This window comes from Cellulomonas xylanilytica (genome assembly GCF_007989805.1).
Taxonomy (GTDB): Bacteria; Actinomycetota; Actinomycetes; order Actinomycetales; family Cellulomonadaceae; genus Cellulomonas; species Cellulomonas xylanilytica.
Window position 1 is genome coordinate 240,090 of record NZ_BJUB01000006.1, and the last position, 25,834, is coordinate 265,923.

Sequence of the window (25,834 nt, forward strand, 5' to 3'; positions counted from 1 at the left end):
TCACCCGTTCGCCGTACGCCGAGACGGCCCGAGGTGCGGCAGCGCCCGCAGGCTTCTACCGTCGTACCGCCCCACCGCCCCGCGCAGACAGGACTCCCGTGCCCCCGACCGAGTCCCGCACCCCGGAGCGCTCGGCACTGGGCCGCCGGTACGTGCTCGAGCAGCAGCTCGGGCGCGGCGGTTCGGGCGAGGTCTTCCGGGCCACCGATGTCCGGCTGCACCGCTCCGTCGCGCTCAAGCTCTTCTCGATCGGCGCGGCGACGCCCGAGGACATCCGGCGCTACGCGCAGGAGGCGCGGGTCCTGTCCTCGCTCACGCACCCGAGCCTGGTCGCGCTGCTGGACGTCGGCGCCGACGTCCTGCCCGACGGCGGTCCCGTCGCGTTCCTCGTCATGGAGCTGGTGGACGGGCGGACGCTGCGCGACACGATCGCCGGCGGACCGCTGCCCCCGTCGGTCACGGCCGACGTCGGGCGGCAGCTCGCGCTCGCCCTCGGGCACGCCCACGGCGCCGGCGTCGTGCACCGGGACGTCAAGCCGTCCAACGTCCTGGTGGCCACCGACCGGCTCGACGGCGGACGCCGGGACGCCCCGCTGCTGCCCGTGGTCCTCGCCGACTTCGGCATCGCGGTGACGACGGCGAGCGCCCCGGAGGCGCCCCGCGGGACGTCCGGCACGGCCGGGTACCAGAGCCCGGAGCAGGCGCTCGGGCACCCTGCGGGCCCGGCCAGCGACATCTACTCGCTCGGCCTGGTGCTCCTCGAGTGCCTGACGGGCGCGCGGGCGTACCCGGGCGACCCGCTGACCAGCTCGCTCGCGCGGCTGCTCGACCCCGTCGACGTCCCCGAGCGGTTCGGCCGGGACTGGCGCAGGCTGCTGCTCGCAATGACCGCGGACGACCCGGCCGCACGCCCGGCCCCGGCGGTCGTGGCCGCGGAGCTGCGCGCGCTACGCGTCTGACTCGTCGGGGATCCCCGCCTGGGCGGCACGCAGCTTGTCCGTGAGCGCCTGCAGCGTCGCCAGCTCCTGCGCGTCCAGCGCACCGCCGACGAGTCGCCGGATCGTGCGGACGTGCCGACGGCCGATCTCCCGCTGCACCCGCCAGCCGTCCTGCGTCAGGGCGACCGCCACGCCGCGTGCGTCGCCCTCGACCGGCCCGCGGCGCACGAGGCCGTCCTGCTCGAGCCGCTCGACCATGCGGGACAGGCTCGGCTGGGTCAGCAGGCTGTTCTCCCCCAGGTCGCGCAGCCGCGCGGTCCCGTCCGGGCAGCCGGACAGGGTGAACAGGACGTCGTACTCGCGGATGCTCAGGTCGCCCCAGACGTCGTCACGCTGGAAGCGCCGCATGAGCGCCACCTGGGCCCGGAAGAGCGACTCCCACGCCTCGGCGGCCTCCCGCGTCCCGGGCAGCTCCCGCGCACCCTCCGTCATCGACCCACTCGCCTTCCTCGACCGCCGGTCCATGCGTACGCATCGACTCTCGGATCAACCGCGGGCCCACCCGCCGTGTTCCGGGGCGGCACTATCGAAAGTGTCGTGCACCCGGACCTGAAATGTTTCGGTACCTCGCGGCCGACGACCTCCGGCGACCACTGTGCGATCCGGCACCTGGCTCAACGAGGAGGAACCCCCATGTCCGGCACACGCCCCCCAGCACCATCACGCCACCGCTCAGCCCTGCGCACGACCGCGGTCGCGCTCGCCGCGACGATCGTCGTCGGTGCGGCTGCGGTCACGATCCCCGCCGCCCAGGCGGCCACCAGCCTGAAGGACCTCGCCACCGCGGCCGGCAAGGACATCGGCTTCGCGCTGGACCCGGGCCGGCTCTCCGAGTCCGCCTACAAGTCCATCGCCGACAGCGAGTTCAACCTCGTCGTCGCCGAGAACGCGATGAAGTGGGACGCCACCGAGCCGTCGCAGAACTCGTTCAGCTACGGCCAGGGCGACCAGGTGGCCAGCTACGCGGCCAGCACCGGCAAGGAGCTGTACGGCCACACCCTCGTCTGGCACTCGCAGATGCCCTCGTGGACGAACAACCTGTCCGGGACGGCCCTCGACGCGGCGATGAAGAACCACGTGACCAACGTGGCGACGCACTTCAAGGGCAAGGTCGCGTCGTGGGACGTGGTCAACGAGGCGTTCGGGGAGAACGGCGAGCGCCGCACCGACTCGCCGCTGCAGCAGAAGCTCGGTGACGGGTACATCGAGACGGCGTTCCGTACCGCGCGCGCCGCGGACCCCACGGCCAAGCTCTGCATCAACGACTACAACACCGACGCGATCAACTCCAAGAGCACCGCGATCTACAACCTGGTCCGCGACTTCAAGGCCCGCGGCGTGCCGATCGACTGCGTCGGGTTCCAGTCGCACCTGATCATCGGGCAGGTGCCGTCCACCATGCAGCAGAACCTGCAGCGCTTCGCCGACCTGGGCGTGGACGTGCGGATCACCGAGCTCGACATCCGCATGCAGATGCCGGCGGACGCGAGCAAGCTGGCGACGCAGGCCGCGGACTACAAGAAGGTCTTCCAGATCTGCAACGCGGTCACCCGCTGCCAGGGCGTGACCATCTGGGGCATCACCGACAAGTACTCGTGGGTGCCCGGGGTGTTCTCCGGTCAGGGCGCGGCGCTGGTGTGGGACGACAGCTACGCCAAGAAGCCCGCCTACGACGCGATCGCCTCGGCCTTCGGCGGGATCACGCCGACGACCCCGCCCGTGACGACCCCGCCGGTCACCACCCCGCCGGTCACCACGCCCCCGGTCACCACGCCCCCGCCGTCGGCCGGCTGCCAGGTCTCCTACGCCGTGAACCAGTGGAACACCGGCTTCACCGCGAACGTGACGGTGAAGAACACGTCGTCGAGCGCGCTCAACGGCTGGACGCTCACGTTCAGCTTCCCGTCGGGCCAGTCGGTCACGCAGGCGTGGAGCTCGGTCACCACGCAGTCCGGCTCGGCGGTCACGGTGAAGAACGCCGCCTGGAACGGCTCCATCCCCGCGAACGGCAGCACGCAGTTCGGGTTCAACGGCTCGCACGGCGGCACCAACACCGCGCCGAGCTCGTTCAGCTTAAACGGGACGCCCTGCTCGGTGGGCTGACGCCCTCCTGACGCACGCACCGGCCCGGGACCCGCACAGGGTCCCGGGCCGCTGTCCTGCGGATACGCTGGCGCGATGACGACCGAGGCGGCACCGCGCACCACGTACCTCCTGGTCGACGGCGAGAACATCGACGCGACCCTCGGCTCGTCCATCCTCGGCGGGCGGCCCACCCCCGAGCAGCGCCCCCGCTGGGAGCGCGTGCTGACCTTCGCGCAGCAGGCCTTCGACCAGCCGGTCAAGGCACTGTTCTTCCTCAACGCCTCCAACGGCTCGCTGCCCATGTCGTTCGTGCAGGCGCTCCTGGCCATCGGCTTCCAGCCGATCCCCCTGTCGGGCGAGTCGTACGAGAAGGTCGTCGACATCGGCATCAAGCGCACGCTCGACGCCATCGCGGGCCGCGGGGGCGACGTGCTGCTGGCCAGCCACGACGGCGACTTCGCGCCCGAGCTGGAGACGCTCGTCGACGACGAGGACCGGCGCGTCGGCCTCCTGGCGTTCCGGGAGTTCACCAGCACCCAGCTGTCGGCACTCGTCGCGAAGGGCCTGGAGACCTTCGACCTCGAGGGCGACGTCGCGGCATTCAACGTCCAGCTGCCCCGCCTGCGGATCATCCCGCTCGACGAGTTCGACCCGCTGCGCTACCTCTGACGGCCCGGCGCCGACGACCGGCACAGTCCAGGTCACGGCGCGATAACGATGTACCTGCTACCGGCACCCTTTTACCTAGTACCGCGTGGCTCAGGTGCTTCGTGCGCTGGTAGACAGTGCGCTGGTCCCGTCCGAGACGGCTGCTGACCTGCATCGTCAACGGCGACGGTGCAGGTCAGCAGTGTCTCGGGTGTGCCCTCTCACCAGCCGCACTGCCCGGACGGCCAGCCCGTCCGGACCAGTCACCACGACGAGGTGGTCATGAAGCGTCACATCCTGGCGGGGCTCGTCCTCGCGCTCCTGACGACGGCGATCGTCCTGTTCTCCGGGCCCGAGCTGCAGGGCGTCGCCCTGCTCGGCGCCGCGCTCGGCGGCGCCCTGGGTCTCGTGCCGGACCGCTCCCCCGCGCAGCGCGCCGGCGGCTTCGCGGTCGGCTTCGTCGCCGCGTGGCTCGGCTACGCGCTGCGCGCCGCGGTCCTGCCCGACGCGGCCGCCGGTCGCGCGATCGCGGTGCTCGTCGTCGTGCTCGTCTGCCTCGGCGTCGCCGCCCTCACGCGGGGCAGGCTGCCGCTCTGGTCCGCCCTGCTCGGCGCCGCCGCGATGGCCGGCGCCTACGAGGCGACCTACGCCGCCGACCCGTCCTCGTTCGTCACGTCGTCGGCCACGACCGCGACGTCCATCCTGGTCGCGGCCGGTGCCGGCTTCCTGGCGACGTCGATCCTCGGCGTCGTCGTCGTGCAGGACCGCGAGCAGGAGCGGGCTGCCGAGGCGTCCGCCGGGTCGCCGCTCTTCGCCCCCACGGACCCGCCCGTCGGGGAGTACGTGGGAGCGGACGACCACGCCCCCGCACGCCCCTACGTCGCACCCGCCGTCGAGTCCCCCCGCGCGCCCCGCCGCGGCCTGCCCGCCACCCGTCCCCTCGACCCCCAGCCGGAGGCCTGACGTGCGACGCACGACCACCACCGCGGTAGCGGCCGCCATCCTCGTCCCCCTCGTCGTCGCCGTCGCCAGCTCCCCCGCGGTCGCTGCCGACTCCGGCGACGTCACCGTCACCAACACCGAGACCGTCCAGGCGCGGCTGTCCGCCACCGGTGCGTACCAGGGCGCCCGCGTGTACGAGCAGCTCGCCCTCACCGGTCACGGCACGGCGACCGTCGAGAACCCCGTCTCCACCACCGGCCTGCGCAACCTCGACGGGTTCGGCGGCCACCGGGTGGTGGACGGCAAGCTGGTCCGGACCCTGGCCGTCGACGGCGAGCGGCGCGAACGCTCCGTGAGCACCTACGACAAGGACCTCCCCCTCACCGTCGAGGTCACCTACACCTTCGACGGCGAGCCGGTGCAGCCCGGTGCCGTCGTCGGGAAGTCCGGCACCCTCGGCGTGCACTACAAGGTCACCAACACGACCGCGGCGACCCAGGACGTCACCTACGACGACGGCACCGGCACCATGGCCACCGCCTCGGCCGAGACGGTCATCCCGATGATCGGCCAGCTGGTCACGGTCCTGCCCGCCACGTTCACCGACGTGCGGTCCGACGAGGCCGGCATGGCCGGCGACGGCCGCGGCGGCACGCGCATGCAGTTCCAGATGACCCTCTTCCCGCCCATCGGGTCCGCGACCGCCGAGTTCGGCTACACCGCCGAGGTCAGCCACGCGGTCGTCCCGAAGGCCACGCTGACGTCCATGCCCGTCTCCCCGCTCGAGTACCCCTCGTTCAAGGGCGGCGCGGCCAGCTACGAGGCCGGTGCGCAGAAGGGCGTCGACCTGACGGGCGCCGGGGTCAAGCTCGACGACAGCGTCCTGCAGCTCCACGACGGCGCGGCGCAGCTGCTCGCCGGCCTGCTCGAGCTGCGTGCGGGCGCCGGCAAGCTGTCCCAGGGCCTGAACGAGAACGCGGCCCCTGGAGCCGCCCAGCTGTCCGCCGGCCTCAACGGCCAGCTCGCACCCGGAGCGGCCAAGCTCGCCGCCGGCCTGTCCCGCGACGCCGCACCCGGCGCCGCCGAGCTGTCCGCCGGGCTCAACGACCAGCTCGCACCCGGAGCCGCGAAGATCGCCGCCGGCCTGAGCCAGAGCGCCGCGCCGGGAGCCGCCGAGCTCTCCGCGGGCCTGAACAACCAGCTGGCACCCGGAGCGCTCAAGCTCGCCACCGGGCTCACCCAGGAGGCGGCCCCCGGCGCCGCGCAGCTGTCCGCCGGGCTGAACACCCAGCTGGCACCCGGCGGGCGCTCGCTCGCGGCCGGGGCAGCGGCGCTGGACGCCGGGCTCGCCGAGGCGGGCGCGAAGGCGCCCCTCCTGCTCGAGGGTCTCGTGCAGGTGGGCTCCGGGCTCGACCAGGTCGACGCCGGCCTGGCCAAGCTCTACGGCGACATCGGGACGCTGCCGGCGCAGGCGCAGGGTCTGCACGACGGCATCGCCCAGCTGCGGACGGCCACCTCGACGCTGACCGCCGGCGTCGACCAGGTCCGGACCGGGCTCTCCGGTGCCGCGGCGTCCGCCTCCACGCTGTCGGCCGGCGCCGTGACCCTGGGCAACCAGCTCGCGCAGGGCGTCGGAGCGCTCACGTCGCTGCGTGCCGGGATGGATCCGGCGTACCTCGCGCAGTACGACGCGGTCGTCGCACAGCTCTCGGGCGGCGTGCCGGTGCTCACCGACACGGCCGACCCGGCGACGATCGCCGGTGGTGCCGCGAGCCTGTCCCAGGGCCTCGCCGGAGCGGCCGGTTCCCTCACCAAGATCCAGTGCGGGCTCAGCTCGGCCTCCCTGCCGGGCGTGTGCGACGCCGCCAAGCCGGGCGTCCTCGAAGGACTCGCCGGTGTCGACGCCGGCGTGACGGCCCTCGTGGACGGGGTCGTCACCAAGGTGCAGGGCGGGGTCGGCGACGCCGACGACACCCCGGCCGACGGCACGCTGCGAGGCGGAGTGAACGGGCTGCAGGCCGGGACCGCGCAGCTGAACGCCGGCGGCGACACCCTCGCCTCCGGCCTCAGCCAGCTCGGCGCCGGAGCGTCGGCGCTGAGTGCCGGCGCGGGCTCGCTCACCGCCGGTCTCGACCAGGCGGCTGCCGGGTCCCAGAAGCTGTCCACCGGTCTGGCACCGGCTGCGGCCGGCGCGCTGGAGCTGTCGGTGGGGCTGGACAAGGCGGCCGCGGGGTCGCAGCGCTTGTCCACCGGCCTCGCACCGGCGGTCTCCGGGTCGCAGGACCTGCTCGCCGGCCTGTACAGGGCGGCGGCGGGGTCCCAGAAGCTGTCCACCGGCCTCGCCCCCGCAGCCTCCGGCGCGCAGGAGCTCTCGGCGGGCATCGCCAAGGCCGCGGCCGGGTCGCAGGACCTGTCCGACGGCATGACCACGGCCGCCGACGGCTCCACGCAGCTGTCCGACGGGCTCGTCGCGGCGGCCGAGGGTGCGCCCAAGCTGGTCGACGGCACGCAGCAGCTGTCCGACGAGGGCACCTCGCAGGTGGTCGTCAGCGGGCAGGGCACCGCGGAGGACTTCGGCGTGAAGTACGCGGTGCTGAGCGCCGGGGCCGAGCGGGCGGCGACCGAGGGCATGGCGTACGGCGCACCGGAAGGCGCGACGGGATCCACGGCGTACTCGATCGAGATCGCCGGGGTCGACGGCACCGGGGTCAGCTCCGTCGGGCGGCTGATCCTCGCGATCGTCCTGTTCGCCGGCGGGGTCGGGCTGGCGACGCTCGCACGGCGCCGGTTCGTCTGACCGCTCGACAGGATGCCGACGGCGTGCGGACCTCCGGGTCCGCACGCCGTCGGTGCGTCTAGCCCCCGAAGCCTGCGGCGAGCGCGTCGTCGATCAGCTGCTGGACCTGCGCGCGGTGCTCCCCCGTGAGCAGCTCGACGCCGTGCGCACCCCCGCTGAGCTCGACGTACGTCGTCGGGTCGTCCGCGCGCGAGACCAGCTTCGAGGACAGCGCCGAGACGCTGCGGTCGTCCGTCGAGGCGACGACGAGCAGCGGCCCCGTGTAGCTCGTCGACGTCGAGCGTGCGTCGTGCCCGTCGTACTCCGCGGGCGGGCCGAGGGCGACGACCGTGACCGGGTCGAGCTCGTCGGCGAGCGCCGCCGAGTACATGCCGCCCTTCGACGCCCCCACGAACGCGACCTCGGTGGCGCCCACCCCGTGCAGCACGTCGACCGCGTCGGTGAACGAGCGCTCACCCACGCCGGACCAGCTGAAGGTCGCCACGAGGTACCCCGCCTCGACCAGCCGGACGAGCTCACGCGCCCACTGGCACACCTGGCCGTCGCTCTGCGGTGCGAGCACCACCCCGCGGGTCCCCGAGCCCGCGAACGCCACCAGCGTCGGGTCGTCCTCGGGTCCGGTCGTGACGGCGGCCGCACCCTCCGGCAGGCACATCGGCCGGTCGGCGGGGCGCATCGACGCGACGACGCCGGTCGGTCCGGTCGGGGTGGTCGACGGGGCGGCGGTGTCGTCGCCGGGCGCGGTGCACGCGACCAGACCGAGCAGGCAGACCGCGGCGACGGCGGCGGCGAGAGGGGACCGGAGCGTGGGCATCCCCCGTTCCTAGGGGGAGGAGACCCCCCACGGCAACCCGCGTCTCACCTCACGTCACGTGGCGGCGTCGTACCTGTCGAGGACGATCTGGACCAGGCGGTCGTCGGGTGCGAGCGGAGCGGCCACCACGTCGGCGCCCGCCTCCATCACGCGGTCGTAGAAGTAGCCCGGGGCGAGCAGGTAGGAGGCCACGACGACCCGTCCGCCGGGCGGCGCGTCGGCCCGTGCCGTGGCGATCGCCGCCGGGACGCGCGGCTCGGCACCGGCCCCGTAGCCGATGGTGACCGGCTGCTCCAGCCGGTCGGCCAGGCCCGCCGCCACCGACTCCACCGCGAGCGCCGCCGCGGGGTCCGAGGACCCGGCCGCCGCGAGCACCACGGAGTCGTCGGCGGCGAGGCCCGCGGTCTCGAGGCGGTCCACGAGGATGTCGACCAGACGCGGGTCCGGGCCGAGGGGTGCTGCCGCGGTGGCGCCGGGCTGGTCGACCGCCGCGGCGATGTCGACCTTCACGTGGAAGCCGACGGACAGCAGCAGCGGCACGACGACGGCGCCGGGTGCGTCACTGTCGAGGGCGTGGGAGACGACGTCCGCGACCTCGGGCTCCTGCACGTCGACGAACGCCTCGCGGACGTCCAGCTCTGGGCGGTAGGCGGCGACACCGGTGAGGATCGAGCGGACGGCCGCGCGCCCGTCGGGGTCGTCGGTGCCGTGCGAGCACCCGACGAGCACCGGGGCGTCGACGTCACCGCGAGGACCGTCGGGTGCGGGGCCACGAGCGTGCAGTGCGTTCGTCATCAGACCTCCTCCAGCTGGAGACGGTATCCCCTCTTGACCACCGTGCGGATCAGCTCGCGGCTCCCGGTCGCCTCCCGCAGCCGGGCGATGGCCACCTCGGCGGCGTGCGGGTCCCGCGACTCCCCCGGCAGCGCGGCGAGCACCTGGTCCCGCGGGACCACGGACCCGCCCGCGGCGGCCAGCAGGCGCAGGACCTCGAGGCCCGTGGGGGTGAGCGCGAGCACGTGACCGTCGAGCACCGCCGTCCCCCGGTGCACCTGGAGCGGGCCCGCGACGGTCTGCAGCGCCTGGAGCCCGCCGTAGTGGCTGACGAGCGTCCTGACCAGCGCACCCAGCCGGCCGCGCTCGGGCACCAGCGGCTCGATGCCGCGGTCCAGCAGCGGCTTGGCCGTGATGGGGCCGACGGCCGCCATCACGACGCTGCCACGCCGCGCGAGCGCGACGACGTCCTCGGCGACACCGGCCGCGTCGGCCGCCTCGAGCCAGGCGTGCGCCCCGGGAGCGGACGTGAACACGACCGCGTCGATCTCCCCCGCGGCGACGCCACGGACCGAGGCGGTCACGACCGCGGGGTCCGGCGGCGGACCCCAGCGGTACACGACGAGGCTGCGTACCCGTGCCCCGGCGGCGGCGAACGCCTCGTCGAGGCCGTCCGCCCCGGCACCGTGGTGCTGCACGGCGATGTCGCGGCCGGCGACCCCCTCGTCCAGCAGCACCTCGGCGATCTCGGCGCTGGTCTCGGACTCCGCCACCCAGTCGGCGGTGAGCCCCGCGGCCTGGATCGCGCCGCGTGCCTTGGGTCCGCGCGCGACGATGCGGGTGCCCTTGAGCATCCGCACGAGCGGCTCGTCGAGCCCTGCCGCGTCGGCCGCCTCGATCCAGCCGCGGAACCCGATGCCCGTGGTCACCACGACGGTGTCCGGCGGGTGCGCCAGCAGGGACCGCGTGCCCTCGAGGAGCCGGGCGTCGTCGATGTGGGGAACCATGCTCAGTGCCGGCGCGTGCCGGACGGCGGCTCCTCGGCGACCCAGTGCGGCGGCGAGCTCGGCCGACCGGCGGTCGGCGGTGATGAGCACGACGAGGCCCGCCAGGGTCTGGTCGATGGGTTCGCTCACGTGGCCATTGTGACGGCCACGGGGGCCGAATCGTCCGAGGACGAGGTCGTGTGAGCGGTGTCACCACGGTCGGGCTCGAGCAGCCCGGCGGCGGCCACCGCGCCGAGCACGATGACCGCGGGGGCTCGCACGCCGGCGGCCGCAGCGACGTCGACGACGTCGTCGAGGCGGGCTCGCGTCACACGCTGACCGGGCAACGTGCCCTCCTCGACCAGGGCGACGGGTGTCGCCGGGTCCGCACCCGCGTCCAGCGCCTGCGCGGCGAGCGTGGCGAGTGCGCTGACGCCCATGAGCACGACGACGGTGCAGGACCGGTCCCGCAGACCGGTCAGCGCCGCCGACGACCAGCCGTCGTGCCCGTTCATCACGTGCACGGCACCGACCGTGCCGCGGTGCGTCAGGGGGATCCCCGCGGCGGCGGGCGCCGCGAACGCGCTGCTCACCCCGGGGATGACCTCGACGGGGACGTCGGCCTCCCGGCAGGCGAGCACCTCCTCGCCGCCCCGGCCGTACACGAACGGGTCACCGCCCTTGAGCCGGACGACGACCCGGCCGCGCTGCGCCTGCTCGACCAGGATCCGGCCGATCTCGTGCTGCGGCACCGGGTGGTGACCGGGCGTCTTGCCGACGTCGATGATCTCGACGCCGGGCGCCAGCTCGTCGAGCACGGCGACCGGACCCAGCCGGTCGGTCACCACGACGTCGGCCTCGGCGAGCGCGCGACGACCGGCCAGCGTGAGCAGCCCGACGTCGCCCGGTCCGCCGCCGACGAGCACGACGCGACCCGCGTGGGCCCGACGGTGCCGCAGGTCGATCCGGCCCTCGCGCAGCTGGGCCGCGACGGCGTCGCGCACCGCGATCGTGCGCCGGGGGTCCGCCGGGCCCGTCGAGACCACGCCCACCAGGACGTCGCCCTGCTGGCTGGTGGCCGGGGTGCGGGCCGAGCCGTCGGCGCCCGAGCCGGCGTCGACGCAGAACGTCTGGCGCTCCGTGGCCCACGCCAGCACGGCCGCGTCCGTCGAGCGGTCCCCCGTGGCGGTGTGCACGAGCCAGGCGCCGTCCAGGTCCGTCTCGGCCACCTCGCGGGCGCGCCACTCGATCAGGCCCCACCGGTGCAGGTCGAGCAGGACCTCGCACAGCTGCGGCGCGACGACCACCACCCGGGCGGCGTCGGCGAGCAGCGACTGCACGCGGCGGGCGGCCACCGGTCCGCCCCCGACGACGAGGACGCGGCGGCCGGTGAGCTGCAGCCCGAGCATCGTGGTCACGAGCCCACCTCCACGAGGTCGTCCCGCACCCGGACCGGCCACGTGCGCAGGTCGGCGGGAAGACCGCGCGCGGGTGTCTTGCCGGCGACGTCGAGGCAGCGGCCCGTCGTCAGGTCGAACACCTGCTTGTACATCGGGGACGCGACCGTCGGGACCTCGACGCCGTCGACCGAGCGTGACCCGACGATCCCCCGCGAGATCACGTACGCGTCGCTGAACGGGTCGTGCTGCTGGACCGCCAGCACGCGACCGTCCAGGAGCCGGAACAACGCCACCTGGTCCGCTCCGAGCAGCGCCGCGGCGCCGCGCTCCGGGGCCAGGTCGTCGACACGGCACACCGTGGTCCAGACGCTCGTCTCCAGCGCGGTCATGAGCGCACCTCCAGTCGGGCACCGGCGACGAGGACGGGTTCGTGGTGGGGCGTCGGGCTGGCACCGTCGCGCTCCTCGGCGGTCGCGGGCCGCGACTGACCACGCTCCGGCACGTACGCCAGCGACGGGTCCGGGGTGTCGGGGGCGTTGACGAACGACGCGAACCGGCGGAGCTTCTCCGGGTCCTCCAGCGTGGCGCGCCACTCGTCCTCGTACTCGACGACGTGCTGCGCCATCTGCTCGTCCAGGTCGGCCGCGATCCCCAGCGAGTCCTCCATGACGACAGCGCGGACGCCGTCCAGACCGCCCTCGACGTCCTCGATCCAGGGGGCCGTGCGCTGCAGCCGGTCGGCGGTGCGCACGTAGTAGAGGAGGAACCGGTCGATGGTGCGGACCAGCGTCTCGGTGTCCAGGTCCTCGGCCAGCAGCTGCGCGTGCCGCGGCGTGAAGCCGCCGTTGCCGCCGACGTACACGTTCCAGCCCTTGTCGGTCGCGATCACGCCGACGTCCTTGCCACGGGCCTCCGCGCACTCCCGGGCGCAGCCGGAGACACCGAGCTTGATCTTGTGCGGCGAGCGCAGGCCGCGGTACCGCAGCTCGAGCATGACCGCGAGCGCCACCGAGTCCTGCACCCCGAACCGGCACCACGTGGAGCCCACGCAGGACTTCACGGTGCGCAGCGACTTGCCGTAGGCGTGCCCCGACTCGAAGCCGGCGTCGACCAGGCGCTGCCAGATGAGTGGCAGCTGGTCGATGCGGGCGCCGAACATGTCGATCCGCTGGCCGCCCGTGATCTTGGTGTACAGCCCGAAGTCCTTGGCCACCTCGCCGATCGCGATGAGGCCCTCGGGCGTCACCTCGCCGCCGGCGATGCGTGGGACCACCGAGTAGGAGCCGTCCTTCTGCAGGTTGGCCATCACGTGGTCGTTGGTGTCCTGCAGCGTGGCCCGCTCGCCCTCGAGGACGTGGGCCGGGGACGTCGTCGCCAGGATCGACGCGACCGTCGGCTTGCAGATGTCGCAGCCGCGCCCGTCGGCACGGGTGCCGAACCGCTCGATGACCTGCGTGAACGACGAGACGCCACTGACCCGGACGGCGTCGTAGAGCTGCGCGCGGGACAGCGCGAAGTGCTCGCAGAGCGCGGTGCTGACCTCGATGCCCTGCGCCGCGAGCTCGGTGGTGACCAGCTTCTTGACCAGCGGGAGGCACGAGCCGCAGCTGGTGCCTGCCTTGGTGCACGCCTTGACCGCGCCGAGGTCCGTGCACGCGTGGTCGGTGACCGCGCCGCGGATGGTGCCGGCCGAGACGTTGTTGCACGAGCAGACCGCGGCGTCGTCGGGCAGCTCGAGCTCCGGCGCTCCCCCGCCGCCCTCGGGCAGCAGGAACGCGGCCGGGTCGCCGGGGAGCTCGCGGCCCAGCATCGGGCGCAGGCTGGCGTACGCGCTGGCGTCGCCGACGAGGACGCCGCCGAGCAGCGTGCGCGCGTCGTCGGACATGACGAGCTTCTTGTAGACGCCGCCCACCGGGTCGGCCCAGACGATCTCCAAGGCGCCGGGCGTCTCGCCGAACGCGTCCCCGAAGCTGGCGACGTCGACGCCGGAGAGCTTGAGCTTGGTCGCGGTGTCCGCGCCCGGGAACGACGACGTGCCGCCCAGCAGCCGGTCGGCGGTGATCTCCGCCATGGCGTAGCCCGGGGCGACGAGCCCGATCGTCGCGCCCTGGATGCAGGCGACCTCGCCGACCGCCGAGATGTCGAGGTCGCTGGTCAGGCACGTGTCGTCGACGACGATCCCGCCGCGCTCGCCGATCGCGAGGCCCGACGAGCGGCCCAGCTCGTCGCGCGGCCGCACGCCCGCGGCGATGACGACGACGTCGGCGTCGACGCGACCGCCGTCGGCCAGGTCGAGACGGCCCACGCCCCCGCGCCGGTGCGGCCGGATCCGCGTGGTCATCGCGTTGAGACGAACACCCACGCCCAGCTGGTTGATGAGCCGGCGCAGCGCCTCGCCGCCGCCGAGGTCCACCTGTGCGGACATGAGGTGCGTCCCCACCTGGAGCACCGTGGTCTTCGCGCCCAGCGCCTGCAGCGCCCCCGCTGCCTCCAGCCCGAGCAGGCCGCCACCGAGGACCGCACCCTTGACCACGCGGTCCTCGGAGAGCTTCTCCACGTAGCCGCGCAGCTCCGCGACGTCGTCGACCGTGCGGTACACGAACACGCCCGGCAGGTCGGTGCCCTCCATCGGCGGGACCCAGGCCGACGAGCCCGTCGCCAGGACGAGGTGGTCGTAGTGCTCCGTGCGGCCGTGCGCCGTGGTCACCGTCTTCGCGTCGCGGTCGATGTGCGTCACCGCGTCGTCGCGGACCAGGGTCACCAGCGGGTCGGACCACAGCTCCGGGTCGCCGAGCGCCAGGTCGTCGGCGTCACGACCCGAGAAGTAGCTGGTGAGGGCGACGCGGTCGTACGGACGGCGCGGCTCCTCCGCCAGCACGGTGATGCGCCACGTGCCGGCGGTGTCGCGGTCACGCAGTGCCTCGACCAGCCGCTGCGCGACCATGCCGCCGCCGACGACGACGAGATGCTGGGTCATGGGGTGCTCCGTCGGGCTGGGGGGTGGGGCACCGCCCACGGTAGGAACGGGTTGTTTCCACCGATGGCGTCGCCCGGTTACCTGGGAGGAACCTTTCCCGCACACGGCGTCGGTGCTGGGTGTGAGAGTGAGGGCATGAGCCCCGTGATCGCCCTCCTGCGCGCCGTCAACGTCGGCGGTCGCACCGTCAAGGCCGCACAGCTGCGCGCGGTCGCCGAAGGCCTCGGCCACACGCAGGTGACCACCTACGTGAACAGCGGGAACCTCGTCCTCGTGCCCTCCGGCCCGGCCTCCGCCGTCGGTCCGGGCCTGGCCGGGGCGCTCGTCGAGGAGCTCGGCTTCGACGTCCCCGTGATCACCCGGTCCCTGGCGCAGTGGGACGCCATCGTGGACCGCCTGCCGTTCGCCGACGAGGCGTCCGCGGACCCGTCGCACCTCGTCCTGTACTGCTGGGACGGTCCGCCCGGAAGCACCGACTTCGATCCCACCCCGTACGGCAAGGAGTCGGTGGCGTTCGCTGGCCACGAGACCTACGCGTACTTCCCCGACGGCATCGGCCGCTCCAAGCTGACCCTGCCGGTGCTGGAGAAGGCGACCGGTCGGACCGGGACCGCCCGCAACTGGAACACCGTCCTCGCCCTGCAGAGGCTCGCCCGCGAGCGCGCCTGACTAGCGTGGGTGGCATGAGCACCCTGTTCACCCAGATCATCGCCGGCGACATCCCCGGCCGGTTCGTGTGGGCCGACGACGTCGCCGTCGCGTTCGGCACCATCGCGCCCATCACCGACGGCCACGTGCTCGTGGTCCCCCGCGACGAGATCGTGCAGCTCACCGACGCTCCCGACGACGTGCTGGCGCACCTGGTGCTCGTCGCGAAGACCATCGGGCAGGCCCAGCAGCAGGCCTGGTCCGCCCCGCGCGCCGCGCTGCTCGTCGCCGGGTTCGAGGTGGACCACCTGCACCTGCACGTCCTGCCCGCCTGGGGAGAGGCCAGCCTCTCGTTCAGCAACGCCCGCCACGACGTCCCCGCAGCCGAGCTCGACGCGGCGGCGGAGCGGGTGCGCGACGCACTGACCGCCCGGGGCCACGGCGCCCACGTCCCCGCAGCCCTGAACAGCCCCGCCCTCTGACGGGCCTGCCCCCTTTCTGCCCCCCCGCAAGCACCGCAACGTCCGCAGGATCGTTCGTCCCGACGACCGAATCTGCGGACGTCCCGACCTGACACACCGCTGTGTCCGCAGGATCGGTCGTCCTGGCGACCGGATGTGCGGACGTCCCGACCTGGCACACCGCAATGTCCGCAGGATCGGTCGTCCTGGCGACCGGAGGTGCGGACGTCTCGCTCGGACGGTGCCGCGTTCTCGGTGCTCGTGCATCCGGTCTCCGGGCGTCCCCGGAAGACGCGGTATCGCGGCGGCCCGCTCGGACGTTGCGCACAGGGAGTGCAGGCACGATGGGTGACGACATTCGCAGCGCGTCAGGGCAGAGTCGGGGCTGACCGCCCACCAAGGAGGCACGCAGCAGATGGCTGGACGTCAGGACACCGGGTTCGCCGCGCTCGCCGGCCTCGCTGCGGGGGCCGTGACCCTCGGTGTCGGCTCGCTCGTCGCGCTGCTCACCGGACCGAGCACCGACCCGCTCGTCGCGGTCGGGTCGGCGTTCGTCGACGCGACGCCCGCGTGGCTCAAGGACTTCGCCGCGTCGACGTTCGGCACCGCGGACAAGGTGGTCCTCGGGATCGGTGAGGTGGTCGTGCTGCTCGCCCTGGCGGCGCTGGCCGGGGTGCTCGCGGCGCGGCGCTGGGCGTGGGGAGCCACGCTCGTGGTGGTGCTGGGTGCGGTCGCCGGGCTGGCCGCGATGGGTCGGCCGGACGCGGGGGCGCTCGCCGCGGCGCCGGCGGTGGTCGGCGCGATCGCGGGGCTGCTGACCCTGCGGGAGCTGATCCGGCGACTGCCCGGCGCACCCCAGCGACCCCAGCCGGAGGGCGTGAGACGACGCGCGTTCCTGCAGGTCACGGCGGCGGCCGGTGCGCTCGGCGTGGTCGGGGTCGTGGTCGGCCGGGCCATCGGCGCCGGTGCTCGCGGAGCCCAGACGGCCCGCTCGGCGATCCGGATCCCTCGTCCCGCGACCCCCGCGGCGGCCGTGCCGTCGGGTGTCGACGTCGGCGTGGACGGTGTCGGCCCGTGGCAGACGCCCGCGGACGAGTTCTACCGGATCGACACGGCGCTCGTCGTGCCGCAGGTCGACCCCGAGACCTGGAGCCTGCGCGTGCACGGCATGGTCGAGGAGGAGATCACCCTGACCTGGGCCGAGCTGCTGGACAGCGAGCTGGTCGAGGCGTGGGTGACGCTCGCGTGCGTGTCCAACCCCGTCGGCGGCGACCTCATAGGCAACCAGAAGTGGCTGGGGCTGCCGATCGCGGACCTGCTCGCCCGTGCGCGCCCGACGGCGGACGCCGACATGGTGCTGTCCCGCAGCATCGACGGGTTCACGGCGTCGACCCCGCTGGCCGCCCTGACCGACGGCCGCGACGCGCTGCTGGCCATCGCCATGGACGGCGAGCCGCTGCCCGTCGAGCACGGGTTCCCCGTGCGCATGGTGGTGCCCGGGCTGTACGGGTACGTGTCGGCGACGAAGTGGGTCACCGAGCTGCGCGTCACCCGGTTCGCGGACGTGACCGCCTACTGGACGGACCGCGGCTGGTCGCCGGAGGGGCCGATCAAGACGCAGTCCCGCATCGAGGTGCCGAGGCCCGGGGCGTCCGTCCCCGCCGGCCCGGTCGTCGTGGCCGGGACCGCCTGGGCGCAGCACCGCGGCGTCACCGGGGTGCAGGTGCGCGTCGAGCAGGGCAGCTGGAGCGACGCCACGCTCGCCGACGAGGGCGGCATCGACTCGTGGCGGCAGTGGTCGTGGACCTGGGACGCGGAGCCCGGCGAGTACCAGCTCTACGTCCGCGCGTCCGACCCGCAGGGCTACCAGACGGGTGCGCGCGCGGACGTCATCCCGGACGGTGCGACGGGCTACGACACCGTCCGCGTCACGGTCACCTGACCGTCGACGTCGGACGCGTCCGCGTGATCGGCCCGCTCCCGGTCCACCACCGTGCCGCCGTTCCGGCCCCCAGGCTCGTTCGATCCCGGCGGCGGTGACGAGACGACAGCCGTGCGGGTCCGACGTCAGCGGGCGGTGACCGGGGCCGGGTCGGGAGTCGCGTCCGCCGCGCGCTCGGCGCGGGCGGCCGGCTGGTCCGGGTCCGAGCGGCGGAGCCAGTCGACGATGCCGCAGACGGCGTCCTTGCAGCCGCCGCAGCCGGTGGTCGCGCGCGTCGAGGCCGCCACCTCCTCGACGCTGCGGTCCCCGTGCCGCCAGCACCCGACGATGTCGCCCTTGGTGACGCCGTTGCACCGGCACACCACCGCACGGTCGGGCATCAGCGTCGGGCTCGCGGCGGGCACGGCCGTCCCGGCGACCGGCCGGACCAGCAGCTGGGCCGGGTCGGTGGGTGCCGGGGTGCCGCGGGTGTAGGCCGCGACGAGGTCGGCCGCGACCGGTCCGGCACCCACGCAGGTGGCCCCCACGACACGACCGTCGGCGACGACCACCTCGATGTGCCGGCCGCCCTCGGGGTCGCTGAGCCGCACGCGGCGGCCGCCGGCCCGCGGCCCGCACACGCCCATCGCGACGACGTCGAGCCCGACGCCCTTGACCTTGACGACGTCGGTGCCGACGGTGGGCAGCGGGACGTCGTCGCGCGCCGCGGACGGCTCGGTGAGCAGGGTCGCGAGGCGCCGGGCCTGGTCCCAGCCCTGGGCGATGAGCCCGGAGCCGCCCTCGGGAGGCTCGGCGCAGTCGCCGATGGCGAAGACGCGCGCGTCCGCGGGTGAGGCGAGGTCGGCGCCGACGACGATGCCGCGCGCCACGTCGAGGCCGGCCCGCTGGGCGAGCCCGACCTCGGGGACGGTCCCGGCGGTGAGCACCAGGAGATCCGCACCCAGCACCTCGCCGCCCTCGAGCCGCACGCCGGTCACGCGTCCGCCGCTGACCACCGCCTCCTCGGTCCGGGCACCCACCCGCACCGAGATGCCGAGGGAGGTGAGCCGGGCGGTCGCCGCCGCGGCGGCGGGTCCGTCGAGCTGGCGGTCCATGAGGTTCGCGCCGCCGTGCACCACGGTCACGGGGACGCCGCGGTGCGCGAGCCCGCACGCGACCTCGAGCCCGAGCACGCCGCCGCCGACGACCACGGCGCGATGGGCGTTCACGGTCGCCGCGACGATCTCGCGCGCGTCGTCCAGGGTGCGCAGCGCGTGCACGCCGGCGGGCAGGTCGTCGTCGCCCCGCCGGCCGAACAGCTCGGGGATGCGCGCCCGCGCCCCGGTGGCGAGCACCAGGACGTCGTACCGGTGCCGTTCACCGGCGTGGTCGAGCACGACCCCGGCGTGGCGGTCGATGGTGACCGCATGCGTCCCGGGCAGCACGGTGCTGCCGCTGCGGTGGGCGTTGCGCGGCAGCGTGATCGAGGCGACGTCGAGCTTGCCGGCAACCACCTCGGAGAGCAGGACCCGGTTGTACGGCTCGTACTCCTCGGCGCCGAGGACCGTGGTGCGGAACCGGCCGCCCGGGTCGCGCTGGTGCAGGTCGTCGACGAACCGTGCGCCGACCATGCCGTGGCCGACGACGACCACGCGAACCGGGTTGCTCATCGGAGGACCTCCTCGGGGAACAGCAACGACTCGTCGTCGAGGACCTCGGCCGGACCGGCCCAGCGCTGCACGTCGACGGCGCACACCTTGAACTCGGGCATCCCGGAGATCGGGTCGGTCGCGTCGGTGGTGAGCCGGTTGGCGCTGCCGGTGCCGGCCCAGTGGAACGGCATGAACACCGTGTCGGGTCGCACCGCGTCGGTCAGCCGCGCACGGACGACGCCGCGGCCGCGCTCGGTGTCGAGCTGCACCAGGTCGCCCTCGCCGATGCCCAGCCGGTCGGCGAGCAGCGGGTGGAGCTCGACGAACGGCGTCGGGGCGCTGCGTACGAGCTCGGGCACACGGCGGGTCTGTGCACCGGACTGGTAGTGCGCGAGGACCCGGCCGGTGATCAGGAACAGGGGCGCGTCGCGGCGCAGGTCCTCCGACGGGCCGCGGTGGTCCACGGGGATCAGCCGGGCGCGACCGTCGGGCGTCGGGAACCGGTCGAGGAACATCCGGGGGGTGCCGGGGTGCGGCGCCGGCCCCGCGGGCACCGGCCAGAACAGGTCCGGCTCGGCGTCGAGACGCTCGTGGCTCAGGCCGCTGTAGTCGGCTCGCCCGCCCGCGGACGCCCGCGCGAGCTCGTCGAAGACCGCCGCCGGAGAGGTGTCAAAGCGGACCGTCGACCCGAGCCGGTGCGCGAGGTCGGCGAGGATCTCGAGCTCGCTGCGCACCCCGGGCGGCGGCGGCAGGGCGCGACGGCGGCGGATGACGCAACCCTCGAGCGACGTCATCGTGCCCTCCTCCTCGGCCCACTGCGTGACGGGGAGGACGACGTCGGCCAGCTGGGCCGTCTCCGACGGGAGGAAGTCGCACACCACCAGCAGGTCCAGGGACGCCAGGCGCTCCCGGACACGGTCGGCGTCCGGGGCGCTGACCAGCACGTTCGAGCCGTGCACGAGCAGCGCCTTCGGGCCGCCCGGTGTGCCGAGCGACCGCAGCAGCTCGATGGCCGGCATCCCGGTCCGCGGCAGGTCGGCGGGGTCGACGCCCCACACGCCCGCGACGTGCGCGCGCGCCGACTCGTCCTCGATCGACCGGTACCCGGGCAGCTGGTCGGCCTTCTGCCCGTGCTCGCGCCCGCCCTGACCGTTGCCCTGGCCGGTGATCGCGCCGTAGCCGGAGCCGATGCGCCCCGGGAGGCCGAGCAGGAGCGCGAGCGTGATCGCCGCGGTGACGGTGTCGGTGCCCTGGGTGCTCTGCTCCACGCCGCGGCCGGTGAGGACGTAGGCGCCGGCTCCCCCCCGGGACGGCGAGGCGTTGGCCAGCAGGAACGCGGCGCGGCGCAGCGTCGCGACGGGCACACCCGTGACCTGCTCGGTCCGCTCCGGCCACCACAGGGCGAGCGAGCGCCGGACGTCGTCGAGTCCCGTCGTCCGCTCGTCGAGGTACGCCACGTCGGCGAAGCCCTCCGCGAGCACGATGTGCGCCAGCCCCAGCAGCAGCGCGAGGTCGGTGCCGGGCACGGGCTGCACGTGGAGCCCGCCGTCGTCGGCGGTGAGATCGGCGGTCGCGGAGCGGCGCGGGTCGACGACGACCAGGCCGCCGGCCGCGCGCACGCCCGCGAGGTGCTGGACGGCCGGCGGCATGGTCTCCGCGAGGTTCGAGCCGAGCAGCAGGACCGCCTGCGCCCCGCCGAGGTCGGCCAGCGGGAAGGGCAGCCCGCGGTCGACCCCGAGCGTGCGGTTCGCACCGGCCGCGGCGCTCGCCATGCAGAACCGGCCGTTGTAGTCGATGTTCGGGGTGGCCAGCACCGTGCGCGCGAACTTGCCGAGCGCGTAGGCCTTCTCGTTGGTCAGCCCGCCGCCGCCGAACACGGCCACGGACGCCGGCCCGTGCTCGGCCCGCAGTGCCGACAGGCGGTCGGCGACGAACGTGAGCGCCGTGTCCCAGGAGACCGGCCGGCCGTGCAGGAGCGGTGTGGTGAGGCGGTCGGTCGCGCGCAGCAGGGTGGGCGAGGTCCAGCCCTTCTGGCACATCCCGCCCTTGTTCGTCGGGAAGTCCCTGCCCGCGGCGGTCACGGTGCGCACGTCGCCCTCGGCGACCGTGGTGTGCAGCGTCTGCGCGCACTGCAGCGCGCAGTAGGGGCAGTGGCTGTCTGCGCCCTCCGGGGTGACCGCCGCGAGCAGGGTCATCAGATGACCGTCGTGCCGTAGGTGCCGGACCGGCGCTGGTAGACGGCCCACGTGGTCAGGCTCATCACCAGGTACAGGCCGACGATGACCCAGAGGGCCGCCTGGATGTTGCCCGTCGCGGTCGTCGAGATGGCGAACCCGCGCGGGATGAGGAAGCCGCCGAACGCCCCGATCGCGCCGGCGATGCCGAGGCAGCCGGCCGCGGCCTTCGCGCGCCGGGCTCGGTCCTCGGCGTCCGTGGCCCCGAACCGGAACACCGCAGGGATCATCCGGTAGACCGAGCCGTTACCGGCTCCCGTGGCGATTAAGAGCACGAGGAACGAGGCGAGGAACGGCCCGAACGCGTGGGCGCGCAGGGAGAAGATCGCACAGACGACGCCGATCGCCATGACGGTGAACGCCCCGATGGTGACGCGGGCGCCACCCAGCCTGTCCGCGAGCGTCCCGCCGAACGGCCGGGCGATGGAGCCCACGAGCGCACCGGCGAACGCGATCGTGATGGTGACCTCCGGGAACGTGTTGGCCAGCAGCAGCGGGAAGGCGCCGGAGAAGCCGATGAACGAGCCGAAGGTGCCGATGTAGATGAACGAGATGATCCAGGTGTTCCGGGACCGGGCGGCGACGGCGTAGGCACGCGGGTCCGCCTTGGCGTTGGACAGGTTGTCCATGTAGCGGAACGCCAGCACCGCCGCGATCACGACGAGCGGCACGAACATGAAGCCGGCCCACTGGAGCTGCATGCCGGCGCCGACGACGACGACGATCGGCACTGCCCACTGCACCGCGGCGGTGCCGAGGTTGCCGCCCGCCGCGTTGAGGCCGAGCGCACGGCCCTTCTCCTTCTCCGGGTAGAAGAACGAGATGTTCGCCATCGACGACGCGAAGTTGCCACCACCGACGCCCGCCAGCGCCGCGACCACGAGCAGGACGGGGAAGCCCAGCTGCGGGTTCTGCACGGCGATGCCGAGCGCGACGGTCGGGACGAGGAGCAGCAGCGCGGACACGATGGTCCAGTTGCGGCCCCCGAAGATCGGGACGGCGAACGTGTACGGGATCCGCAGGGTGGCGCCGACGAGCGTGGGCAGCGCGATCAGCCAGAACATCTGGTCGACGGTCAGGACGAAGCCGGCGTCGGGCAGCCGCGGGACGACGATGCTCCACAGAGCCCAGACGGCGAACCCGAGGAACTCCGCGAAGATCGACAGGCCGAGGTTCCGGCGGGCGATCGCCCGGCCGACGGAGGCCCACTGGCCGTCGTCCTCGGGGTTCCAGCCGTCGATCCAGCGGCCAGGGCGGTGGGTGAGCGGAGCGGCGTCGAGGACGGGGGCAGTACTGGCGTCGGTCAGGACCTGTGGCGCCATGGGGACCTCCGGGTGGACGGGGGGTGCTCGGTCGACGCCGACGCTAGGCAGCGGATGTTTCGGCGGACCTGTCTCCTCCGTTGCGTGCACGGTTCATTTCGCGCACCGGTCCGACGGGCCTCTTGTGAGATCAGGCCAGCGAGCGCACCCGGACGTGCTCGGCGGCCACGCTCAGGCGCAGCTCCGCGCCGACGCGCAGGTCGAGTGCCGCGGCCCGTGCCGGTGGCAGGTCGACCAGCACGTCCCCGCTGGTCCGGACACGCACGCCGGTGGTGCCGGGCTCGAGGTCGACCACCCGGGCGGGCCAGCCCGCACCGACCACGACGGCCCCCGGCGGGAAGGTCACCTGCGCCCGACCGCCGGGCTCGGGCGCGTCGCACGGGACCAGGACGCCGTCCGGGCCGGCCAGCGCGGTGCTGCCGTCAGGCTGCGCCACCAGCCGCCCGACGACGAGGTTGACGCCCGCCAGCGCGGCCGTGAACGGGTGGACGGGGTCGGTCAGCACGTCGAGCGGCCGGCCCTGCTCCACCACGTGGCCGTCGTGGAGCACGACGACCCGGTCGGCGAGCGCGACGGCGTCGAGCACGTCGTGGGTCACCAGCACGGTGGCGGTGCGGGTCCGGCGGACCTGCTCGCGCACCACCTCGCGAAGCTCGGCCGCGGTGCGCACGTCGAGCTGCGCGAACGGCTCGTCCAGCAGCAGGACCGCGGGCTCGGCGGCGAGCGCCCGGGCGAGCGCGACCCGCTGCCGCTGCCCGCCGGACAGCGCGTCGGGGCGCCGGGCACCGAGCCCGGCCAGCCCGACGGACGCGAGCCAGTCGTCGGCCACGCGTCCGGCATCGGCTGCCCGGGTGCCGGTGGCCCGCGGCCCGAACGCGACGTTCTCCCGCGCGCTCAGGTGCGGGAACACGAGCGGGTCCTGCCCGAGCAGGCCCACCGACCGGTGCTCGGGGCGGACCGCCACGTCGGCCGAGCCGTCCCGGACGGCCGTCAGCGTCCGCTCCCCCACCCGGACGACGCCGGACGTCGGCAGGAGGTGCCCGGCGAGCACCGCGAGCAGCGTGGACTTGCCCGCGCCGTTGGGGCCGAGGATCGCGACGACCTCGGCCGGGTGGGCCGCGAACGTCACGTCCAGCGTGAACTCGCGCCGCCGGAGGACGACCTCCGCGTGCAGGGACGTCATGCGGCCCGGCCCGGTCGCCAGGCGCGGGCGGCGAGCAGCACGGCGACCGCGGCGAGCACCAGCAGCAGGGACAGGGCGACCGCGGTCCCCTGCGTCACGCCGGCACCGTTGAACGCCGAGTAGATGGCCAGGGGCATGGTCTGGGTGACGCCCGGCGAGTTGCCGGCGAACAGCGCGGTCGCGCCGAACTCGCCGAGCGCCCGCGCGAAGCACAGCACCGTCCCGCTGACCAGGCCGGGCCGCACGAGCGGCAGGGTGATCCGCCGCAGGACGGTCCAGCGTCCGGCGCCGAGGCTCGCGGCGACGACGTCGAACCGGGTGCCCGCCGTGCGCAGCGACCCCTCGACGCTCAGCACCAGGAAAGGCATCGCGACGAACGCCTGCGCGATCACGACCGCCGCCGTGGTGAACGGGATGGTGATCCCGAACCACTCGTCGAGCGACTGGCCCACCAGACCGCGCCGCCCCAGCAGGTAGAGCAGGGCGATACCGCCGACCGTCGGCGGCAGCACGAGCGGCAGGGTCACCAGCGCGCGCAGCACGTCGGCCGGCCAGCCGTCCGCGCGGGCGAGGACGACGGCGAGCGGGACACCGAGGAGGAAGCACACGCCCGTGGCGGCGGCCGACGTGGACAGCGAGAGCCGCAGCGCGTCCAGCGCGGCCGGCGTCGTGATGTCGGCGGGCAGCGACCCCCAGTCCGCGCGCAGCACGAGGGCGAGCACGGGCAGCACCAGCAGCCCCGCCGCGAGCGCGGCCGGCACCCAGAGCAGGCGGGGCACCCCGACGGCGCGGGCGCGCGTCACGGTGCTCCGAAGCCCGCGGCCTGCAGGATCCGCCGGCCGGTGTCGGACAGCACGAGGTCGACGAACGCCTGCGCGGCACGGTCCTCGGTGAGCGTCACGATCGGGTACCGGTTGACGGCCGTCGCCGCCTCGGGGAACCGCACGCCCTCGACCGAGCCGCCCGCCGCCTGCACGTCCGTCCGGTACACCAGGCCCGCGTCGGCGTCACCCGTCCGGACCTTCGTGAGCACGGCGGTCACGTTCTGCTCCTCGCTCACCGACGTCAGCGCCAGGCCCGCGCCGTCCAGGACCGTGCGCGCCGCGGACCCGCACGGCACCTGCGCCGCGCAGAGCACGACCGTGCCGCCCGACGTCGAGAGCGCAGCCAGGTCGGCCAGCGAGTCGATCCCGAGCGGGTTGCCCGGCTCGACGACGATCTCCAGGGTGTTCGTCGCGAAGACCGTCGGCTGCCCCCGGCCCAGGCCGGCGTCGGTCACGGCGGCCATCGTGACCTCGTCGGCCGACGCGAACACGTCCGCCCGCGCCCCACCGACCAGCTGCGTCGCCAGGGTGGACGAGCCGTCGTACGTCACGGGGTCGAGCGTGACGCCCGGCTGCTGCGCCTCGAGCTCGACGGCGAGCTGGTCGAACACGCCTTGCAGCGACGCGGCGGCGAAGACGGTCAGCCGGCCGGACGGCCCGTCCGCGCTCGTGGCGGGCGCCGACGAGCAGGCGGCCAGCAGGAGGAGGGCTCCGACGGCGGCGACGCCCCGGATCGACCTCATCGCGGCGTCTCGACGAGGACGGTGGTGGCCTTGACGACGGCCACGGCCCGGGAGCCGACCTCGAGGCCCAGCTCGGTCACCGCCTCGGTGGACATGAGCGACACCAGGCGGAACGGCCCCGCCTGGAGCTCGACCTGGGACATCACCGTGTCGGACACGATCCGGGTGACCAGCCCCGGGAGGCGGTTGCGGGCCGAGCTGGAACCGGCGGCGGGGTCGTCGGGGGTCCTCGCACGCTCGACGGCGAGGGCCGCCAGGGCGGTGCCGGCGACGACGCTGCGCCCGGCGTCGTCCTCCGACGCGGCCAGTGCCCCGGAGTCCACCCAGCGACGCACGGTGTCGTCGCTCACGCCCAGCAGCTCGGCCGCCTCGCTGATCCGGTAGGTCGTCACGCCGATCAGGATACGTCCGCAGAAGCGGTTCAG

General features: G+C 74.3%; 22 protein-coding genes. 8 read left to right on the top strand and 14 right to left on the bottom strand.

Annotated features, from left to right (window positions below; translation table 11 throughout):
• Nucleotides 1–98: 98 nt before the first annotated feature.
• The gene (locus tag CXY01_RS11140; protein ID WP_146927487.1) at nucleotides 99–959 is read left to right on the top strand and encodes a serine/threonine-protein kinase; all 861 of its coding nucleotides are present in this window, start codon (nucleotides 99–101) and stop codon (nucleotides 957–959) included.
• On the opposite strand, the gene CXY01_RS11145 is transcribed toward CXY01_RS11140, so the two are convergent.
• Nucleotides 948–1,430 carry a MarR family winged helix-turn-helix transcriptional regulator gene (locus CXY01_RS11145; RefSeq protein ID WP_146927488.1) on the bottom strand — a complete coding sequence of 161 codons (483 nt, stop codon included), beginning with the start codon at nucleotides 1,428–1,430 and terminating at the stop codon, nucleotides 948–950. The genes CXY01_RS11140 and CXY01_RS11145 overlap by 12 nt on opposite strands.
• A 201-nt stretch (nucleotides 1,431–1,631) precedes the next feature.
• On the opposite strand from CXY01_RS11145, the gene CXY01_RS11150 reads away from it, so the two are divergent.
• The 4 genes from CXY01_RS11150 (at nucleotide 1,632) to CXY01_RS11165 (ending at nucleotide 7,470) form a co-directional block, all read left to right on the top strand.
• Nucleotides 1,632–3,101, top strand: a complete 1,470-nt coding sequence (locus tag CXY01_RS11150) for a glycoside hydrolase family 10 protein (RefSeq protein WP_146927489.1) — start codon at nucleotides 1,632–1,634, stop codon at nucleotides 3,099–3,101.
• A gap of 75 nt (nucleotides 3,102–3,176) precedes the next feature.
• Entirely contained in the window at nucleotides 3,177–3,752 is a 576-nt protein-coding gene (locus CXY01_RS11155; protein WP_146927490.1) for an NYN domain-containing protein, read from the top strand.
• 261 nt (nucleotides 3,753–4,013) lie between these two features.
• The gene (locus tag CXY01_RS11160; protein WP_146927491.1) at nucleotides 4,014–4,694 is read left to right on the top strand and encodes a hypothetical protein; all 681 of its coding nucleotides are present in this window, start codon (nucleotides 4,014–4,016) and stop codon (nucleotides 4,692–4,694) included.
• A gap of 1 nt (nucleotide 4,695) precedes the next feature.
• Entirely contained in the window at nucleotides 4,696–7,470 is a 2,775-nt protein-coding gene (locus CXY01_RS11165) for a hypothetical protein (protein ID WP_146927492.1), read from the top strand.
• Nucleotides 7,471–7,528: 58 nt separating this feature from the next.
• Here CXY01_RS11165 and CXY01_RS11170 read toward each other — a convergent pair whose 3' ends face one another.
• Genes CXY01_RS11170 through nirB form a run of 6 tightly spaced genes read right to left on the bottom strand, consistent with a single transcriptional unit; the run spans nucleotide 7,529 to nucleotide 14,421 of the window.
• Nucleotides 7,529–8,284, bottom strand: coding sequence for an alpha/beta fold hydrolase (locus tag CXY01_RS11170; RefSeq protein WP_146927493.1), 756 nt, complete (start codon nucleotides 8,282–8,284; stop codon nucleotides 7,529–7,531).
• Between the two features lie 54 nt (nucleotides 8,285–8,338).
• On the bottom strand, nucleotides 8,339–9,079 hold the full coding sequence (locus CXY01_RS11175; protein ID WP_146927494.1) for a sirohydrochlorin chelatase: 741 nt from the start codon (nucleotides 9,077–9,079) through the stop codon (nucleotides 8,339–8,341).
• A complete protein-coding gene (locus tag CXY01_RS11180; protein ID WP_146927495.1) occupies nucleotides 9,079–10,194 on the bottom strand; it encodes a uroporphyrinogen-III synthase in 1,116 nt (371 codons plus the stop codon). The genes CXY01_RS11175 and CXY01_RS11180 overlap by 1 nt, the downstream gene beginning before the upstream one ends.
• Nucleotides 10,191–11,462 carry a uroporphyrinogen-III C-methyltransferase gene (gene cobA, locus CXY01_RS11185; protein WP_146927496.1) on the bottom strand — a complete coding sequence of 424 codons (1,272 nt, stop codon included), beginning with the start codon at nucleotides 11,460–11,462 and terminating at the stop codon, nucleotides 10,191–10,193. The genes CXY01_RS11180 and cobA overlap by 4 nt, the downstream gene beginning before the upstream one ends.
• Nucleotides 11,459–11,833 (bottom strand): nitrite reductase small subunit NirD, encoded by a 375-nt coding sequence (nirD, locus tag CXY01_RS11190; protein WP_146927497.1) that lies wholly within the window; start codon nucleotides 11,831–11,833, stop codon nucleotides 11,459–11,461. Before nirD ends, cobA begins: the two co-directional genes overlap by 4 nt.
• A complete protein-coding gene (gene nirB / locus CXY01_RS11195) occupies nucleotides 11,830–14,421 on the bottom strand; it encodes a nitrite reductase large subunit NirB (RefSeq protein ID WP_146927498.1) in 2,592 nt (863 codons plus the stop codon). Before nirB ends, nirD begins: the two co-directional genes overlap by 4 nt.
• 135 nt (nucleotides 14,422–14,556) lie before the next feature.
• On the opposite strand from nirB, the gene CXY01_RS11200 reads away from it, so the two are divergent.
• The 3 genes from CXY01_RS11200 to CXY01_RS11210 all read left to right on the top strand — a co-directional run bounded on the left by CXY01_RS11200 (nucleotide 14,557) and on the right by CXY01_RS11210 (nucleotide 17,472).
• Nucleotides 14,557–15,090, top strand: a complete 534-nt coding sequence (locus CXY01_RS11200; RefSeq protein WP_146927499.1) for a DUF1697 domain-containing protein — start codon at nucleotides 14,557–14,559, stop codon at nucleotides 15,088–15,090.
• 14 nt (nucleotides 15,091–15,104) lie between these two features.
• Entirely contained in the window at nucleotides 15,105–15,551 is a 447-nt protein-coding gene (locus tag CXY01_RS11205; protein WP_146927500.1) for an HIT family protein, read from the top strand.
• Between the two features lie 394 nt (nucleotides 15,552–15,945).
• Nucleotides 15,946–17,472, top strand: coding sequence for a molybdopterin-dependent oxidoreductase (locus tag CXY01_RS11210; protein WP_146927501.1), 1,527 nt, complete (start codon nucleotides 15,946–15,948; stop codon nucleotides 17,470–17,472).
• Between the two features lie 125 nt (nucleotides 17,473–17,597).
• On the opposite strand, the gene CXY01_RS11215 is transcribed toward CXY01_RS11210, so the two are convergent.
• The 7 genes from CXY01_RS11215 to CXY01_RS11245 form a co-directional block, all read right to left on the bottom strand.
• Nucleotides 17,598–19,121 (bottom strand): FAD-dependent oxidoreductase, encoded by a 1,524-nt coding sequence (locus CXY01_RS11215; protein WP_146927502.1) that lies wholly within the window; start codon nucleotides 19,119–19,121, stop codon nucleotides 17,598–17,600.
• Entirely contained in the window at nucleotides 19,118–21,298 is a 2,181-nt protein-coding gene (locus CXY01_RS11220; RefSeq protein WP_146927503.1) for a molybdopterin oxidoreductase family protein, read from the bottom strand. Before CXY01_RS11220 ends, CXY01_RS11215 begins: the two co-directional genes overlap by 4 nt.
• Nucleotides 21,298–22,659, bottom strand: coding sequence for an MFS transporter (locus CXY01_RS11225; protein WP_146927504.1), 1,362 nt, complete (start codon nucleotides 22,657–22,659; stop codon nucleotides 21,298–21,300). The genes CXY01_RS11220 and CXY01_RS11225 overlap by 1 nt, the downstream gene beginning before the upstream one ends.
• A gap of 130 nt (nucleotides 22,660–22,789) precedes the next feature.
• On the bottom strand, nucleotides 22,790–23,842 hold the full coding sequence (locus CXY01_RS11230; protein ID WP_146927505.1) for an ABC transporter ATP-binding protein: 1,053 nt from the start codon (nucleotides 23,840–23,842) through the stop codon (nucleotides 22,790–22,792).
• Nucleotides 23,839–24,645, bottom strand: coding sequence for an ABC transporter permease (locus CXY01_RS11235; protein ID WP_146927506.1), 807 nt, complete (start codon nucleotides 24,643–24,645; stop codon nucleotides 23,839–23,841). Before CXY01_RS11235 ends, CXY01_RS11230 begins: the two co-directional genes overlap by 4 nt.
• Entirely contained in the window at nucleotides 24,642–25,409 is a 768-nt protein-coding gene (modA, locus tag CXY01_RS11240; RefSeq protein WP_146927507.1) for a molybdate ABC transporter substrate-binding protein, read from the bottom strand. The genes CXY01_RS11235 and modA overlap by 4 nt, the downstream gene beginning before the upstream one ends.
• Nucleotides 25,406–25,801 carry a TOBE domain-containing protein gene (locus tag CXY01_RS11245; protein WP_146927508.1) on the bottom strand — a complete coding sequence of 132 codons (396 nt, stop codon included), beginning with the start codon at nucleotides 25,799–25,801 and terminating at the stop codon, nucleotides 25,406–25,408. The genes modA and CXY01_RS11245 overlap by 4 nt, the downstream gene beginning before the upstream one ends.
• Nucleotides 25,802–25,834 lie beyond the last annotated feature (33 nt).